Origin of the sequence: Ruegeria sp. HKCCD4884 (assembly GCF_013110855.1) — a bacterium.
Classification (GTDB): domain Bacteria; phylum Pseudomonadota; class Alphaproteobacteria; order Rhodobacterales; family Rhodobacteraceae; genus Ruegeria.
In genome coordinates this window covers 150,280-166,298 of the sequence record NZ_WVRJ01000001.1, presented here as the reverse complement: position 1 = coordinate 166,298, position 16,019 = coordinate 150,280, and the positions used below count along the sequence as shown (strand labels likewise).

The window sequence follows — 16,019 nt, the reverse complement described above, 5'->3', positions numbered from 1 at the left end:
AGCGCAATTGCGGCGTAAAGACCTAGCCGTAGAGTTCTTGGGCCCGCGCCTCGAACGCACGTACGATCCTTTGCATGGCTTCGTTGAACACGACGCCAATGATCCCTTGCAGAATCGCGTTCTTGAACTCGAAATCCACGTGGAACGAGATATTGCAGCCTCCATCCGGCGCATCCTCGAATTGCCAGTCGGACTTCATGTATTTGAAGGGGCCATCCAGATACTCGGTATCGATCTTCTTCTGGTCTGCAAATAGAGTCACCCGGCTGCCAAAACGTTCGCGGAACACTTTGAACGAGATGACCAGATCAGCTTCCATCACCTGCGCCTCGCCCACAGCATATGTCTTGCGGATCCGAGCTGCAGCGCACCACGGTAGAAACTGCGGATACTTGGCCACGTCCGCCACCAGATCATACATCTGCTGGGCCGTGTATGGCAGGTGGCGAGTTTCCGAATGGATAGGCATGACGTCCGGTATTTGCAGGTGACAATGGCGCGTCATGTCGTATGTTGCGCGCCAAAGATCAAGGGGGCAACGATGACTGACCGCGCATATGTGATAGATGAGATGATCTCGGCCAAGGCCATCGCTGCCAGAATTGAAGAGCTCTGTCGCGAAATCACAGCAGAATTCGGCAACACCGACAAGCTGGTTGTCGTGGGCTTGTTGCGCGGCAGTTTTGTTTTTATCGCCGATCTGGTCCGCGAATTGGATTTACCGATCGAAGTGGATTTCCTTGAGGCGTCATCTTACGGCGACGCCATGGAAAGTAGTCGGGAAGTTCGTATTCTCAAGGACTTGCGCGGCGCTATTGAAGGGCGCGATGTGCTGGTCGTTGAAGATATCGTGGATACAGGTCACACGCTGAATCACGTCACCAAACTGCTTCAAAGCCGCAAACCTGCACGCCTGAAATCCATTGCTCTGCTCGACAAGCCAAGTCGTCGTGAAGTGGATTTCCGGTCAGACTGGATCGGGTTCGAGATCCCGGACGAATTTGTGGTCGGTTACGGCATCGACTACGCGCAGCGAAACAGAAACCTACCCTTTATCGGTAAGGTTCGGTTTACCTGAGGCTACACGACACCCTAAAGCTGAGTCTTATCCCAAAATCTGCCGAATGGATGAGGTGAAAATTCCAGCGCCCAAAGGTATCAACTCATCTGGGAAATCATAGTCCGGATTGTGCAGTTGAGGGTGATCCCGCCCCGACCCCAACCAGAACATCGCGGCTTTTGCGCTTTTGCCAAACTGCCCAAAATCCTCGGAAAATCGCTGTGGCTGATCGACCAAACGGCATTCAATTCCCTGATCAACACAGGATCGCTTCAGAATTGAGACTGTTTCCGGGTGATTGACGCAAGCTTCGAAGACCTCATCGTAAGAGATCTCCACCGAAAGTCCCTCGTCCTGCGCCGTCTTGCGGACCATCGCTTCAGCTTCGTCGATCAGGCGCGTCATCCGTTGGTCCGAGACTGTGCGCAGCGTCACCCACAATTCAGCTCGTCCGGGGGCAACACCCACAGTGCGCTCGCCCAGATTGGCGTGCGTGACGGTGGTTAAGGCGTAGTCGTCGTTCAAGTCGCCACCCGCCCCCAAATCAGCCAAGGCTGGCATTAGTTTGGCCAAGGCACCCGCTGGTGACACGCCATCTTGAGGCGCAGCCGCGTGCGAGGTCTTACCCGTCAGCACAACCTGCATACCGCGCGAGGCACAGTTTGCCGGACCGGTGCAGAGTTCGACCGCTCCAAGCTCCAACCCCGGCAAGTTGTGCAAGGACAATACGATATCCGGAGAAATCCCGGCAAATTGGGGATCTGCCCGGAACGCGACCGCGCCATGCCCTGTCTCTTCGGCGGGTTGGAAAATCAAAACGACGCGACCGGAATTTGGACGTTTGTGACCCAAGGCGTCAGCGACACCCAGAACCATTGTCATGTGGCCGTCATGGCCGCAGAGATGCCCTTTGCCATCTGTTTGCGAGACATAAGGCAGATCAGCCACTTCCTGGATCGGAAGGCCATCCAACTCGCACCGAATGGCCAGAGTTGGACCCGGCAGTCCGCTTTCAAAAACACCGGCAACCCCATGTCCTCCGATGCCGGTCAGAACGCGATCTGCTCCGGCTTCGCACAACAAATCAGCGACGCGCGCCGCAGTTTGCACTTCCTGCCCCGAAAGTTCCGGGTTCTGGTGCAATTCGCGGCGCAGGCGGGTCAGCCGTGCGACAAGATCCGGGGTCACGCTTGCTGCAGCTTTTCTTGACGCGCGGTCCTCAGACGGGCGAAATCGTCACCCGCGTGGTAAGACGAACGGGTCAATGGTGTTGCCGACACCATCAGGAAGCCTTTTCCATAGGCCGCCTTTTCGTAAGAGGCGAATTCTTCCGGCGTGACGAAGCGATCCACACCATGGTGCTTTGGGGTCGGTTGCAGGTACTGACCAATGGTCAAAAAGTCGATATCCGCGGCTCGCATGTCATCCATGACCTGACGCACTTGCTGCTCGTCTTCGCCCAATCCAACCATGATGCCGGATTTGGTGAAAATCGACGGGTCCAGTTCTTTCACACGTTGCAGCAAACGCAGCGAGTGAAAATACCGCGCGCCGGGACGGACCTCAGGGTATAAACCAGGCACGGTTTCCAGATTGTGGTTGAACACATCGGGTTTCGCCTGAACCACAACCTCCAACACCTCAGGCTCACATTTCAGGAAGTCAGGTGTCAGAATCTCGATCGTGGTCTTCGGGGAACGGTGGCGCACTGCGCGAATGGTCTGCGCGAAATGCTCTGCTCCACCATCATTCAGGTCGTCGCGGTCCACCGACGTAATAACAACGTGGTTCAGGCCCAGCTTTTCAACCGCATGTGCCACGCGACCCGGTTCAAACGCATCCAACTCGTCAGGTCGCCCGGTGGCGATGTTGCAAAAGGTACAGCCGCGCGTACAGATCTCACCCATGATCATCATTGTGGCATGACCCTGGCTCCAGCATTCGCCAACATTGGGGCAACCCGCTTCTTCACAAACCGTTACCAGATTGTTGTCACGCATGATCTTGCGGGTGTCCGCATAGCCCTTGCCACCCGGTGCCTTGACCCTGATCCAGTTCGGCTTTTTGGGTTGCGCGTTATCCGGGCGATGCGCTTTTTCCGGATGGCGTTGTTCTGGGATCTTGAGATCTCGCACGGGCTGTTATCCTGACTTTGGGTCAACTTTGTGTACCTATAACATAAACAAGTCGCCATTGTTACACCAGCGACGCATAGCCGCTATGCGCGTATTTTCCGCAAGCAAAATGATTTAAGGCTAAACTATATTTTTACCTTTTGTTTTCAAAGCGCAAAGGCAAGAAAAAAACTTCATAGGCGCAGAACTTCTTCGATTGAAGGTGTTTTGGAACTGTTTTAAGTCCCGCTCAGATCACATCTGACTCACAGGAGCTTGAGCATGAAAACCGGAGCGAAACTGCCCGACGTGACCTTCCACACACGTGTCCGGGACGAGGCTGTTGAAGGCCCAAACCCGTTCCGTTGGGAAGACAAGACAACCGCCGATTACTTCGCTGGCAAGCGTGTGATCCTGTTCTCGCTGCCCGGTGCGTTCACGCCGACCTGCTCGACCTACCAACTGCCGGGTTTCGAGAAAGGCTTTGCCGATTTTACCACCCAAGGGATCGACGAGATTTACTGCATGTCCGTCAACGACAGCTTTGTGATGAACAAGTGGGCGCAGGATCAAAGCTTGAAAAATGTCAAAGTCATCCCTGACGGTTCGGCAGAGTTCACGCGCAAGATGGGTATGCTGGTTGACAAAGACAATCTGGGTTTCGGCATGCGTTCGTGGCGCTATGCCGCCATCGTCAATGATGGCGTGGTCGAAGCTTGGTTCGAAGAGCCCGGCCTGATGGATAACTGCCCCGAAGATCCCTATGGCGTGTCTTCGCCGGAAAATCTGATGACGCATCTTCAGGCAGCGGCGGAACCGGAATTGGCCTGATCACTGGCTTAAGGCATGAAAAAGGCCCGCTTTGCGCGGGCCTTTTTGTCTCTGGTGACACTCAACCGATCATGCGGTCACGTTCAGCCTGATCCTTGTAATGCTGTTTGAGCCTCTGCAAAGCAATGCGTAGGACAATCTTGCCGGACCGGGCCGACCACCCCATGCGTTTTTCCGCCAGTTCCAGCCCTTCGAGATAACAGCAACAGCGCAGCGCAACATCGCTCAGACCCGGACCCAGATCTGACAGTGCGCGCGCAACTCTATCCCTAGCATCGGAAAACCCCCTGCCGCCATGCGCATCACTGTCGTAGGTGCCGCGACCATCCGCGGTCAGGAAATGATCCCAGTTCTGTGAAACCTGCGGACCAATTTGCGCCAGTTCGAAGTCTTCGCGCAAACGCTCTCCGGCCTTCACGAGTGTTTCATCCAGAAATGGTTTTCCGTCCCGATCGCGGCACCGTGCCAAAGCGGTCAATGGACTTTCCGTGGCGCTATATCGAATACGACTAATGCTTTGAGCAAGCCCACCTGACGGCTTTGCGTGAAACCCACTTTGCGCTTCGGCAAAGCCAGGCTCTGTCCCGGCCCGGGCTTGGTTTTTGGCCTGAGCGATCAAACGGCTCAATGCCGTTCGTCCCGCTGACGAGATCCGACACCGCGAGATACGCGCGGGATTGTCGCAGGAAATCCAGCCTTTGAGCGCCAAGGCCTGTGCAATCTTGCAATCGACCACTGCAGTTCTGGTTGCAGCGCTGTCACCTGTGTCGCGGACAACAACGGCCTTGTCCATCTCCTCGGCCACCGCAAGCACGGATCCGGTTTCGCTCAGGCGACGCAGAATACGCAAAGCTTCGCGCTCAAACTCTTGCTCTTCAGCAGCCTCATCCTGAGAGGCAAATGATCTGTTACCCGTGCCGGAAACAGAAAAGTGCGTTTCAGCAAGCGATTGCAGTGCCGCATCAACCAGAGGATCATCGCGACGCATTTCGATACGTCGAATTTGCCTTAGGATGGTTGACGCATGGCATCCAGCTGACCGCGCTATTTCGCGGATCGAGCGGCCGGTTTCGGTATGGGCAAGGTATCTTTGCGCCCCCTCTGGAACCCATGCCGGAATGGTGAAAGCCATGTTGTTTTCCATCATTATTTGCCCTCATCGACAAAACAAACTGCTACTTTTCGCCCTCGGAATGCGGGTTAACCAATTCTAACTAGAGGTCCATTCGTTACTCGTTCGTTAACCGTACGAGGCACAAACCAGATTTGATTCAAAAAGATAAACAGTCGTGAAACCATCGTTCGGCGAGACTGATGCAAAGGTAACACCCGCTTAGATTGTGCAACAAGGGATCCCGGAAATCTTAAGGTAAAGGGACAAAATATGCAGGACCTGATGACGATGATCGCAACCCTTCGCCGCCCTCGTATGCTGGCGCGGACGGCCAAGTTCGGGGCCAGAGATTACAATCGGGACAGGCACTTGCAGCGCATTCTGGGATACGGGTCGCTACCCGGATCCGGACAGGCCCTACTGCGATTGATGGAGATGGAGAAAGAAGTAAACGAACAGCGCAAAGAAGAAGATGCGGCCTATTCCCTGGTGCGGCATCTGGATCTGCTTATCGCGCCGTTGGGTGAGGCGCAGTTGTATCAAGCCAACCGCGCCTCAGCTTTTCAGTGATCAGGTGAACGCATCCGGCATGGAAGCCTTTTTCTCGGCGATATAGGCTTCCAGCGCTGCGGCGGTATCCGGATCCATCTGCGGTTGCTGGTAGTTTGCCAGCAAATGCTCGACCCGCGCGGACGCCAATGCGCGCGTGTCACGTGCACCCTCTTCCTGCCAGGTTTCGTAGGGCTTGTAGTCCAGCAAGTCAGACTTCCAGAAGGATTCCTTGAAGTTTGCCTGCGTGTGCGCACAACCAAGATAGTGACCGCCCGGCCCCACTTCGCGAATTGCGTCCATGGCCTGCGCGTTGTCATCGTACGTGACACCCTTGGCCAATGAATGCAGAATACCCAACTGGTCTGCATCCATGACGAACTTTTCGAAATCGGCAACAAGGCCACCCTCAAGCCAGCCACAGGAATGCAGCATGAAGTTCACGCCGGACAACAGGCCCATGTTCAACGAGTTTGCTGTCTCGTAAGCCGCCTGCGCGTCTGGCAATTTTGAACCACAGAAGGACCCTGCAGACCGGTAAGGCAGGTTCAAGCGCCGTGCCAACTGACCCGCACCATACGTAATGTGTGCTGCTTCAGGCGTGCCAAAGGTGGGTGCGCCCGAATTCATGTCGATCGAGGTCACGAATGCACCAAAGATCGCTGGCGCGCCGGGGCGGATGATCTGGCTATAGGCCACACCAGCCAAAACTTCGGCCAAAACCTGCGTCAGGGTGCCTGCAACCGAAACCGGAGCCATCGCGCCGCCCACGATAAAGGGCGAGATGATGCAAGCCTGGTTGTTGCGCGCATAAACCTCCAGCGCGCCCATCATCACATCGTCAAACGTCATTGGGGAGTTGATGTTGGTCAGCGACGTCATCACTGTATTTTCCTGTACGAACTCCTTACCGAACAGGATCTCGCACATCTCGACCGAGTCCTGCGCCCGGCTGGGATCTGTCACCGAACCCATGAAAGGCTTGTCTGACAAGGTCATATGCGCCTTCAGCATGTCCAGGTGGCGTTTGTTCACCGGAATGTCGGTTGGTTCGCACACCGTGCCGCCCGAATGGTGCAACCACTTGGACATATAGGCCAGTTTCACGAACTTGTTGAAATCGTCCATGGTCGCATAGCGACGGCCGCCTTGCGCATCACGCACGAAAGGAGGGCCGTAAACAGGTGCCAGAACCATATTACGGCCACCGATGACCACCGATTTCTCGGGGTTGCGGGCGTGCTGCGTGAACTCGCTGGGGGCGGTTTTGATCAGCTCGCGCGCAAGACCGCGTGGGATGCGAACACGCTCGCCGTCGATATCTGCACCAGCATCGCGCCAGCGTTCAAGCGCGGCGGGGTTATCGACGAAGTTAACGCCGATTTCTGCCAACACGGTTTCCGCGTTGTTCTCGATGATTTCAAGCGCCTCTTCATTGAGGATCTCGAAATTCGGAATGTTCCGTTCAATGTATTTCGCGGTCTCGATACGGACCGCGGTACGCTCGGCACGGCGGGCGGCGCCACCGCCACCTCTTGCCCTGCGTCGGGTGTTTGCCTCTGCCATGAGAAAATCCCGTCTGGTTGGTTAGATTGGAGCTTGTGATACAGGTTTACCAGAACTCGGGCATCGGGATTGCGGCGCTCTGGGGGGAAAAGCGACATTGGCACCCTGCCGAGCAGCAAACACCTCCTCAAAGTTAATCAGGCCTCTGAAACACTATCCCACTCAATGCTTTCGATACTCGGCTCCAACATCAGCGGCGCAACCACCTTGTGTTGAAGCTCTTCGGGGTGATCCTCCATCGAAACAAGAACCGCTATGGTCTGCGAACCGTCAGCACTGTCCCCTTTCTCAAACCCAACGATGCGAATGTCATTTTGGGCCAGCGCCTTGAGAACCGCGACGCGCGCATCGGCCTGCGTCTCTTCCTTGCATTGCAAAAGAATCTTGAATTCCTGCGTCAGCGGAACGCCGGCGCGGGTTGTCCGTTTGAGCCATTTGACAAGGGGCCTAAGGCCAAGGTTCACAAAAATGACGAAGCCAGTCATCATCAAGGCGAATAGCCAAGCCCCCGTCCCCGCCATCATTCCAACAGCGGCCGAACACCACAAGGTTGCCGCCGTATTCAGCCCATGGATCGTGAATCCGTGGCGGAAAATGATTCCGGCCCCTAAAAAGCCAATGCCAGACACGACCTGTGCCGCCACGCGGGTTGGGCTGACCTCGTCCGGAAAAAGAGCAGAGAACACAACAAAGGCCGCGGCGCTCAGGGCCACAAGCGCATTTGTCCGCAAACCGGCCATTCTCTGCCGGACTTGCCGTTCGGACCCGATTAGCGCCCCGCAAAACAACGCAAGCGCCAGATTCAGCGCGGCAATTTCTATGGAAATCGGCAATTCATAATCCTTATCCAGACGAATCCAGACTTGGATCCTTTCAGATTGTCATATTTTTGTTACAAAACTTTTACAATTGGGTTTTTGTCGAGGCCTGAAAATCCAAAGGAATTGGACGTCGCCCTTGCGAAATCACCGGGCTTGCCCTAAGGCGCAGACATGACCCAGACATCCCACGACCGCCTTCTGATCATCGACTTCGGTAGCCAGGTAACGCAGCTTATTGCCCGCCGCCTGCGTGAGCTGAATGTTTATTGTGAAATCCACCCTTACCAGAATGTCACGATGGATTTTGTGCGGGAAATGTCCCCCCGTGCCGTGATTTTCTCGGGTGGCCCTGACAGCGTGACGCGCGAGGGTTCGCCCCGTGCTCCGCAAGAGATATTCGATTACGGCGTTCCAATTCTTGGCATCTGCTACGGCCAACAAGTGATGATGCATCAACTGGGCGGCAAGGTGGAAAGTGGTCACGGCACTGCCGAGTTCGGTCGGGCCTTTGTCACCCCTGAAAACAAGTTGGATATTCTTGACGGCTGGTTCGCTGATGGGGATGAGCAGGTCTGGATGAGCCACGGCGACCACGTCAGTGAAATCGCACCCGGCTTTGAGGTCTTTGGCACCTCGCCCAACGCGCCTTACGCGATCACGGCGGACCCTGCGCGCCACTTCTATGCAGTGCAGTTCCACCCCGAAGTGCATCACACTCCCAAGGGCGCGAAGCTATACGAAAACTTCGTCAAACTGGCGGGCTTCAAGGGCGACTGGACCATGGGCGCCTATCGCGAAGAGATGATCCGCAAGATTCGCGAGCAGGTCGGCGACAAAAAGGTAATCTGTGGTTTGTCCGGTGGTGTCGACAGCTCGGTTGCTGCGATTCTGATTCACGAGGCAATCGGAGACCAGCTGACCTGTGTCTTTGTCGATCACGGTCTACTGCGAAAGAACGAAGCCGAAGAGGTCGTGGGCATGTTCCGCGACAATTACAACATTCAGTTGATCCATGCGGACGAATCCGAGCTGTTCTTGGGCGAGCTCGAAGGTCAAAGCGACCCGGAGACTAAGCGTAAAATCATCGGCAAGCTGTTCATCGACGTGTTCCAGAAACATGCCGACACCATCGAAGGGGCCGAGTTCCTGGCTCAAGGCACGCTTTATCCTGACGTGATCGAGTCGGTGTCCTTCTCGGGCGGTCCGTCAGTGACGATCAAGTCGCACCACAATGTGGGTGGCCTGCCCGAGAAGATGGGGCTGAAGCTGGTCGAACCGCTTCGTGAGCTGTTCAAGGACGAAGTCCGCGCACTGGGCCGAGAACTCGGCCTTCCGCAGAGTTTCATCGGCCGCCACCCCTTCCCCGGACCGGGTCTGGCCATTCGCTGCCCCGGTGAAATCACCCGCGAAAAGCTGGACATCCTGCGCGAAGCCGATGCCGTCTACATCGACCAGATTCGCAAGCATGGCTTGTATGATGAAATCTGGCAGGCGTTTGTCGCCATCTTGCCCGTGCGCACCGTGGGCGTCATGGGCGATGGCCGTACCTACGACTATGCCTGCGCGCTGCGGGCTGTCACTTCCGTTGATGGTATGACCGCAGATTATTATCCCTTCAGCCACGAGTTCCTTGGTGAAACCGCGACGCGGATCATCAACGAGGTTAAGGGCATCAACCGCTGCACCTATGATATTACCTCAAAACCGCCGGGTACGATTGAGTGGGAATGATAGGCGAACGCCGCACTGAGATAAAAGGTTGAACGCGCGGAATGTTGTGTGCGTTCAACGCGCTTCCACAGAAATACACTGAAACATTCTTGCATCCACTCCTTCTTCGGCGTTTGATTTGCTAGACACATTTAACTGTCTTTTCTAATGCCTGGCTTTGCACTCCATCGCATGTTTGGCCACGCGACTAATTCTGGGTGCGTTAGTAATGAGCCACGGGCAAAGTCACGTCTTTAAGGCTGCTCTATGGATGACGGGTGCCATCGCCTCGTTTTCATCCATGGCCGTTGCCGGACGAGAGTTAAGCCTCACCCACGACACGTTCGAGATCATGATGTATCGCAGCATCGTCGGGTTTCTTGTTGTGGCGCTTGTCCTGACAATCACCCAGAACTGGGCGCAGGTTTCAACGAAACGCCTGGGGCTGCACGCGACACGAAACACACTGCATTTCACCGGACAGAACCTTTGGTTCTACGCCGTAGCAGTTGCGCCGTTGGCACAAGTCTTTGCCCTTGAGTTCACGCAACCACTCTGGGTCATACTGTTATCCCCTTTGTTCCTGAAGGAACGTCTGACCCCACTTAAGATAGTCGCAGCGCTTATTGGGTTTGCAGGCGTACTGATTGTCACTCGCCCCGGTTCTTCCCCGCTAAGCCCAGGTCTTGTTACCGCGGCTCTTTCTGCTGTTTTCTTCGCGTTTACAACAATTACCACCAAGAAACTCACCCGGTTTGCAAGTATTGGATGCATCGTTTTCTGGCTGACGGCTATGCAGGCTGTACTGGGTGCCGCAGCGGCCGGATTCGATGGTCAGATTTCACTGCCGAACGCAAACACCGCTCCGTTTCTGGTTCTTGTTGGTTTGGCCGGATTGCTGGCGCATTTCTGCATCACCAATGCCCTGGCCATTGCCCCGGCCACTGTCGTGGTTCCCTTCGATTTTGCCCGTCTTCCCACGATCGCAGTGGTCGGGATGATCCTGTATCACGAGCCCATCGACCATTGGGTCATGATCGGCGCTGCGGTCATTTTCTCTGGCATCTTCTTAAACATCTGGTCCGAAAATCGTAGCAATTTGGCAACAACTCCAAACATGAGTCGCACCAAGTAACGCTCCGTCACCAGTTGACCTTAAAGTAACCAAAAAGAAAGTATCGTGCGGAATAAAACGGGCAGGCGATCATTTCACTCACAACAGTCGCCAACATAACCCGCAGGAGACCCATAGGGAGGACAGAATGAAAAAAACGCTACTTACAACCTGCGCGCTGTGCGTTGGGGCAGCAACTGCCCATGCAGGTGGCCTTGACCGAAGCGGTCAGGGGATCAATTTGATTTTCGAAGAAGGTTCAGTTGTTCAATTCCGTCTTGGCTACACTGATCCGAGTGTGACCGGCACTATGCCCGCGTTGGCGGGTCCAAATATCGGCCAGCCTCAGGACTCTGGCGAAGTGGCAAATGATTTCTTCACGCCGCACCTGGGCTACAAGGCAGCCCTGACCGAAAAACTCGATTTTGCAATCATGTATGACCAGCCGTTTGGTGCCGACATCCAGTATGCAGCCAGCTATCCGCTGTCGATAAACCCAATTCCAGGCGGTCGGTCTGACGTCCTGAGGGCGACAGCGGACACCGACGCGATCACTGCATTGCTGCGCTACAAGTTCGACGGAGGCTTTAGCGCAATCGGCGGTATTCGCGCGCAGCGCGTTGAAGCATCAGTCACCGTACCGCTTGCTGCGGGTTACAACGTAGACACAAACGCCGACACAGCATTTGGATACGTTATCGGTGTAGCCTGGGAAAAGCCTGAGATCGCGGCCCGTGTGTCTCTGACCTACAACTCGAAAATCAGCCACGATCTTTCGCAGACCGAATCTCTGAACCCACCGCCGATTCCCCCAATTCCACCGGGAACGGTTGCGACGTTCAACACTAACAGCGAAATTGAAACACCCCAGTCCATCAATCTGGACTTCCAGACGGGTGTTGCCCCGAAAACCTTGCTGTTCGGATCGGTACGTTGGGTCGACTGGCCACAGCTGGTCTACAACCCGCCAAACTACCCACCGACCAGCAACCTTGTTGACTATGACGATGCCACCTTCACCTACTCACTGGGATTGGGCTACCAGTTCTCGGATGAGTTCTCCGGCGCTGTGACTCTTGGCTACGAGTCGTCTCAAGGTACCCCGGTTTCAAACCTCGGCCCGACCGACGGTTTCTGGAGCATCGGCGTAGGTGGCACCTACTCGCTTGAAAATGCACAGATTTCTGGCGGCATTCGCTATACGGATATTGGCGACGCAACAGCAGACGGCGCTGGCCCCGGTGCGCGTGCAACATTCACGGGCAACAGCGCCTGGAGTGTTGGGTTCCAGATCACCTACGCTCTGAACTGATCGTCACAATCTCAGAACATGTCAAAGCCCCGCTGTTTCAGCGGGGCTTTTTCGCAAGAACCGGGTCGCAGTTTCACCTTCCGAATGAGACAGTGACGCCATGAATACACAAAAACACCTTTCGCCCCGCGCGTGGGCCGAGCTTTTGCTACTTGGCATCATCTGGGGCGCGTCCTTTGTCTCGATCAGGATCGCGCTGGACACCATTCCGGTCATGACGTCCGTGCTTCATCGCACGTTCTGGGCTATGCTGGTGCTTTGGCTGGTGGTCTGGGCTCAGGGGCACGAATTTCCGCGTGCTCCAAGGGTTTGGGCTGCCTTTCTGGTCATGGGTCTTCTTAACAACGTGATCCCTTTCAGCCTGATGGCCTGGGGGCAGCTTTACATCGACACCGGCCTGACCGCGATCCTGAACGCCTCGACCGCCGTGTTTGGGGTGCTGGTTGCAGCTATGTTTTTTCGCGATGAACGGCTGACAAAATCCCGACTGATTGGCGTTTGTCTGGGCTTCGTCGGCGTCACGATTGCAATTGGCGTACAAAACTTCACAGCGTTCAGCCTGCAAAGCACAGCCCAGCTTGCTGTTCTGGCTGGAACAGTATCATACGCTTTCGCAGCCGCATGGGCCCGATATGCGCTGACCGATCTTCCCCCAATCGTTGCCGCAGCAGGCATGTTGACCGGATCGACCATCTTGGTGCTGCCGCTAACCCTGATAACGGATGGTTTGCCAAGTCTTGCGCTGCCAGCAATCACCTGGGCGGCCATTGGCTATTACGCAATTTTTGCAACTGCCGGGGCGTACCTTTTGTACTACCGTGTTCTGGCCATGGCCGGCAGCGGCAACCTAATGTTGGTGACGCTGGTGATTCCCCCAGTCGCCATCGTATTGGGGGCGTTACTGCGTGGCGAAGCCTTGTCGCCCAATGCCTATTTTGGCTTTGCTATTCTTGCCGCAGGTCTTTTGGTTCTCAATCGCTCTGGCCGTCGTGATTGACGCCGCCCGTTGCCCGATTTAGCAAAGGCAAAAAAGGGACAGCGCATAATGATCTACTCCTCAGCCGAAGACTGGCGCACCGCACGTCGTAAGAAAGTGCTGTTCTTTGGCATGTCCGGCCTGGGCAAAACGTATGTCTCAAACATCCTCAGGGATTCGGGGAACTGGTTCCACTACTCGATCGATTACCGGATCGGCACGCGTTACATGGGTGAATACATCACCGACAACGCCAAGGCCGAAGCTATGAAGGTTCCGTTCCTGCGCGACCTGCTGTTGTCGGACTCGATCTATATCGGCTCGAATATCTCGTTTGAAAACCTGACCCCTGTTGCCGCCTATCTTGGCAAACCGGGCAATCCGGCGCTTGGCGGGTTGGAAATGCCAGAGTACCGCCGCCGGCAGGAGCAGTTTCGTCTGGCCGAGATCCACGCCCTTTTGGATACCGAATATTTTATCGACCGCGCCGAGCGTTTGTATCAATACCCGCACTTTATCTGTGATACGGGTGGTTCGATCTGTGAATGGGTCGACCCCGAGGATCCCAAAGATCAGATCTTGTCAGAACTGTCGCGCCAAACCCTGATGATCTGGTTGCAGGGGGATGAAGGTCATACAGCCGAATTGGTGCGCAGGTTCGATAAAGCACCGAAACCAATGTCTTATCAGGCAGATTTCCTGACCCGCACATGGGCCGAGTATCTGGATCAAAAAGGGTGTGCCGAATCTGATGTGGACCCTGACGATTTCGTTCGCTGGACCTATGCGCAGGCTCTGGCGCACCGCCAACCGCGCTATGAGGCGATGGCCAAGAACTGGGGTGTGACGATTGCAGCCGATGATATCGGCAAGATCCGCGACGCCGGTGATTTCGATGAGTTGATCGAACGCACCCTTGAGACCGAACCCAAGAACGCCTAACTAGCAGTTTTCCTTACTCTCTTCGAAGTCTGACACATGCCCATCAAAATCCCATCTGATCTTCCCGCTTTTGACGTCCTGACCAAAGAGGGCGTCATGGTTATGGACGAAGATCAGGCCATGCGTCAGGATATCCGCCCGTTGCGCATTGGATTGCTGAATCTGATGCCCAAGAAAATCCAGACGGAAAACCAGTTCGCGCGCCTGATTGGTGCAACCCCTTTGCAGATCGACCTGTCCCTGATCCGCATGACCGAACACCGCACCAAAAATACTGCGGCCGAACATATGTCTGAGTTCTACCACCCATTTCAGGAGGTCAAGGACGAGAAATTCGACGGCCTGATCATCACGGGCGCGCCAATCGAGCATCTGGAATTTGGTGACGTTACTTATTGGGACGAGATCAGCGAAGTCTTCGAGTGGACGCAGACCAATGTTCATTCGACCTTTGGTGTCTGCTGGGGCGGAATGGCGATGATTAACCATTTCCACGGCGTGCGTAAACACATGCTGGACGCCAAGGCGTTTGGCTGTTTCCGTCACCGGAACCTGAACCCGGCCTCGCCGTTTTTACGCGGGTTCTCAGACGACTGCGTGATCCCTGTCAGCCGCTGGACTGAGATGAAACAGGGTGAAATCGACAGCGCCCCCGGTTTGAACACTCTATTGGGCAGCGACGATGTTGGGCCTTGCCTGGTCGAGGATCCCGATCACCGTGCGCTCTATATCTTCAACCATTTCGAATATGACAGCGATACGCTGAAGCAGGAATATGACCGGGACGTTGCCAACGACACGCCGATCAACGTGCCGGTCAACTATTACCCGGATGATGATCCATCACAAACGCCACAAAACCGGTGGCGCAGCCATGCGCACCTGCTCTATGGCAACTGGATCAACGAAATCTACCAGTCCACGCCTTTCGATATGAGCAAAATTGGCAAGTAAAGCGTTCATACTCCTTGGCCTCATCGTACTGGGCCTGACCGTGCTGACCGCTTGGCGCAGCGCCAGGAATGAGGCGATGGCAGAAGCGGCCTTTCCACCCGAAGGTCAGGTTCTTGATGTTGATGGCGTCGCCGTACACGCCGTTGTGATGGGCGAAGGCCCGGACGTGGTTCTGATCCATGGCTCTAGCGGGAACACGCGCGATATGACCTTCGCGCTGGCCCCCATTCTGGCACAGAACTTTCGGGTTATCGTGTTCGACCGCCCCGGCTTGGGGTATTCAGAAAGCTTCAACCCCGACGGCGAAACCATCATCGAGCAGGCAGATATCCTGCAACGGGCGGCAGCGCAGCTGGGGGCCGAAAAACCCATCGTTGCAGGCCAAAGCTATGGCGGATCGGTCTCGCTTGCGTGGGCAGTAACGCGTCCTGAAAACATCTCGGCCCTGGTTCTGATCGCGCCTGCGGCCATCCCGTGGGAAACGCCCTTGGATGGCTTTAACCGGCTGGCATCAACCACCGCAGGTAATGCTCTGGTCCTGCCCCTGATCAGCTCTTTCGTGCCTGAATGGTACGTGACGCAAGCGTTGGACAAAGTATTTGCGCCACAGACCGCGCCTGAGGGGTACGCAGAGCACTTCGGCCCCGGCCTCACGATCCGGCGTGGATCAATGCACGCAAATGCCAAGCAACGCGCCAATCTGCTGGATGAGATTACCCGTCTGCAGCCCAGATATGGCGAAATTTCCGTGCCAACGGAAATCATTCACGGAACCGCTGACGACACGGTTGGTCTTGAATGGCATTCCGAACGCCTGATCGACCAAATCCCAGGGGCCGAGTTGATCGACTTGCCTGGCATCGGCCACATGCCGCAGGTGGTCGCCGCCCACGAGGTCGCCGCCGCCATAGATCGTGCGGCCCAGCGTGCGGGTTTGCGTTAATCCAGGCTCTAAT

Annotated in this window: 16 protein-coding genes; 10 read left to right on the top strand and 6 right to left on the bottom strand. The window is 55.6% G+C overall.

What is annotated here, in order from left to right; all coding sequences use genetic code 11:
* Positions 1-22: 22 nt before the first annotated feature.
* The gene (locus tag GS636_RS00765) at positions 23-469 is read right to left on the bottom strand and encodes a type II toxin-antitoxin system RatA family toxin (protein WP_171183625.1); all 447 of its coding nucleotides are present in this window, start codon (positions 467-469) and stop codon (positions 23-25) included.
* Between the two features lie 72 nt (positions 470-541).
* Between GS636_RS00765 and hpt the strand changes: the two genes are divergently transcribed.
* Positions 542-1,078, top strand: a complete 537-nt coding sequence (hpt, locus tag GS636_RS00760; protein WP_171668121.1) for a hypoxanthine phosphoribosyltransferase — start codon at positions 542-544, stop codon at positions 1,076-1,078.
* 27 nt (positions 1,079-1,105) lie between these two features.
* Here hpt and GS636_RS00755 read toward each other — a convergent pair whose 3' ends face one another.
* Positions 1,106-2,248, bottom strand: coding sequence for an amidohydrolase (locus tag GS636_RS00755; protein ID WP_171668120.1), 1,143 nt, complete (start codon positions 2,246-2,248; stop codon positions 1,106-1,108).
* On the bottom strand, positions 2,245-3,195 hold the full coding sequence (lipA, locus tag GS636_RS00750) for a lipoyl synthase (RefSeq protein ID WP_171089690.1): 951 nt from the start codon (positions 3,193-3,195) through the stop codon (positions 2,245-2,247). The genes GS636_RS00755 and lipA overlap by 4 nt, the downstream gene beginning before the upstream one ends.
* Positions 3,196-3,456: 261 nt before the next feature.
* Here lipA and GS636_RS00745 point away from each other — a divergent pair, with 261 nt between their 5' ends.
* Complete coding sequence (locus GS636_RS00745) at positions 3,457-4,005, top strand: peroxiredoxin (RefSeq protein ID WP_171668119.1); 549 nt, start codon at positions 3,457-3,459, stop codon at positions 4,003-4,005.
* A 61-nt stretch (positions 4,006-4,066) separates the two neighbouring features.
* Here the strand turns inward: GS636_RS00745 and GS636_RS00740 are convergent, their stop codons facing one another.
* Positions 4,067-5,149, bottom strand: coding sequence for a DUF6456 domain-containing protein (locus tag GS636_RS00740; protein ID WP_171668308.1), 1,083 nt, complete (start codon positions 5,147-5,149; stop codon positions 4,067-4,069).
* A gap of 240 nt (positions 5,150-5,389) precedes the next feature.
* On the opposite strand from GS636_RS00740, the gene GS636_RS00735 reads away from it, so the two are divergent.
* Positions 5,390-5,689: a DUF6477 family protein gene (locus GS636_RS00735; protein WP_171668118.1), complete on the top strand. Its 300-nt coding sequence runs from the start codon at positions 5,390-5,392 to the stop codon at positions 5,687-5,689.
* Here GS636_RS00735 and GS636_RS00730 read toward each other — a convergent pair whose 3' ends face one another.
* Both GS636_RS00730 and GS636_RS00725 read right to left on the bottom strand, forming a co-directional pair.
* Positions 5,690-7,234, bottom strand: a complete 1,545-nt coding sequence (locus GS636_RS00730) for a trimethylamine methyltransferase family protein (protein WP_171668117.1) — start codon at positions 7,232-7,234, stop codon at positions 5,690-5,692.
* A gap of 137 nt (positions 7,235-7,371) precedes the next feature.
* Complete coding sequence (locus GS636_RS00725) at positions 7,372-8,067, bottom strand: MgtC/SapB family protein (protein WP_171089683.1); 696 nt, start codon at positions 8,065-8,067, stop codon at positions 7,372-7,374.
* A gap of 159 nt (positions 8,068-8,226) precedes the next feature.
* On the opposite strand from GS636_RS00725, the gene guaA reads away from it, so the two are divergent.
* From guaA to GS636_RS00690, 7 genes are all read left to right on the top strand, one after another.
* On the top strand, positions 8,227-9,786 hold the full coding sequence (guaA, locus tag GS636_RS00720) for a glutamine-hydrolyzing GMP synthase (protein WP_171668116.1): 1,560 nt from the start codon (positions 8,227-8,229) through the stop codon (positions 9,784-9,786).
* Between the two features lie 208 nt (positions 9,787-9,994).
* A complete protein-coding gene (locus tag GS636_RS00715) occupies positions 9,995-10,900 on the top strand; it encodes a DMT family transporter (RefSeq protein ID WP_171668115.1) in 906 nt (301 codons plus the stop codon).
* A 127-nt stretch (positions 10,901-11,027) separates the two neighbouring features.
* Positions 11,028-12,191 carry an OmpP1/FadL family transporter gene (locus GS636_RS00710; protein ID WP_171668114.1) on the top strand — a complete coding sequence of 388 codons (1,164 nt, stop codon included), beginning with the start codon at positions 11,028-11,030 and terminating at the stop codon, positions 12,189-12,191.
* 100 nt (positions 12,192-12,291) lie between these two features.
* Complete coding sequence (locus GS636_RS00705) at positions 12,292-13,188, top strand: DMT family transporter (RefSeq protein WP_171668113.1); 897 nt, start codon at positions 12,292-12,294, stop codon at positions 13,186-13,188.
* A 48-nt stretch (positions 13,189-13,236) separates the two neighbouring features.
* Positions 13,237-14,109 carry an ATPase gene (locus tag GS636_RS00700; protein WP_171668112.1) on the top strand — a complete coding sequence of 291 codons (873 nt, stop codon included), beginning with the start codon at positions 13,237-13,239 and terminating at the stop codon, positions 14,107-14,109.
* Between the two features lie 36 nt (positions 14,110-14,145).
* Entirely contained in the window at positions 14,146-15,063 is a 918-nt protein-coding gene (metA, locus tag GS636_RS00695) for a homoserine O-succinyltransferase (RefSeq protein WP_171668111.1), read from the top strand.
* Positions 15,053-16,006 (top strand): alpha/beta fold hydrolase, encoded by a 954-nt coding sequence (locus tag GS636_RS00690; protein WP_171668110.1) that lies wholly within the window; start codon positions 15,053-15,055, stop codon positions 16,004-16,006. Before metA ends, GS636_RS00690 begins: the two co-directional genes overlap by 11 nt.
* Positions 16,007-16,019 lie beyond the last annotated feature (13 nt).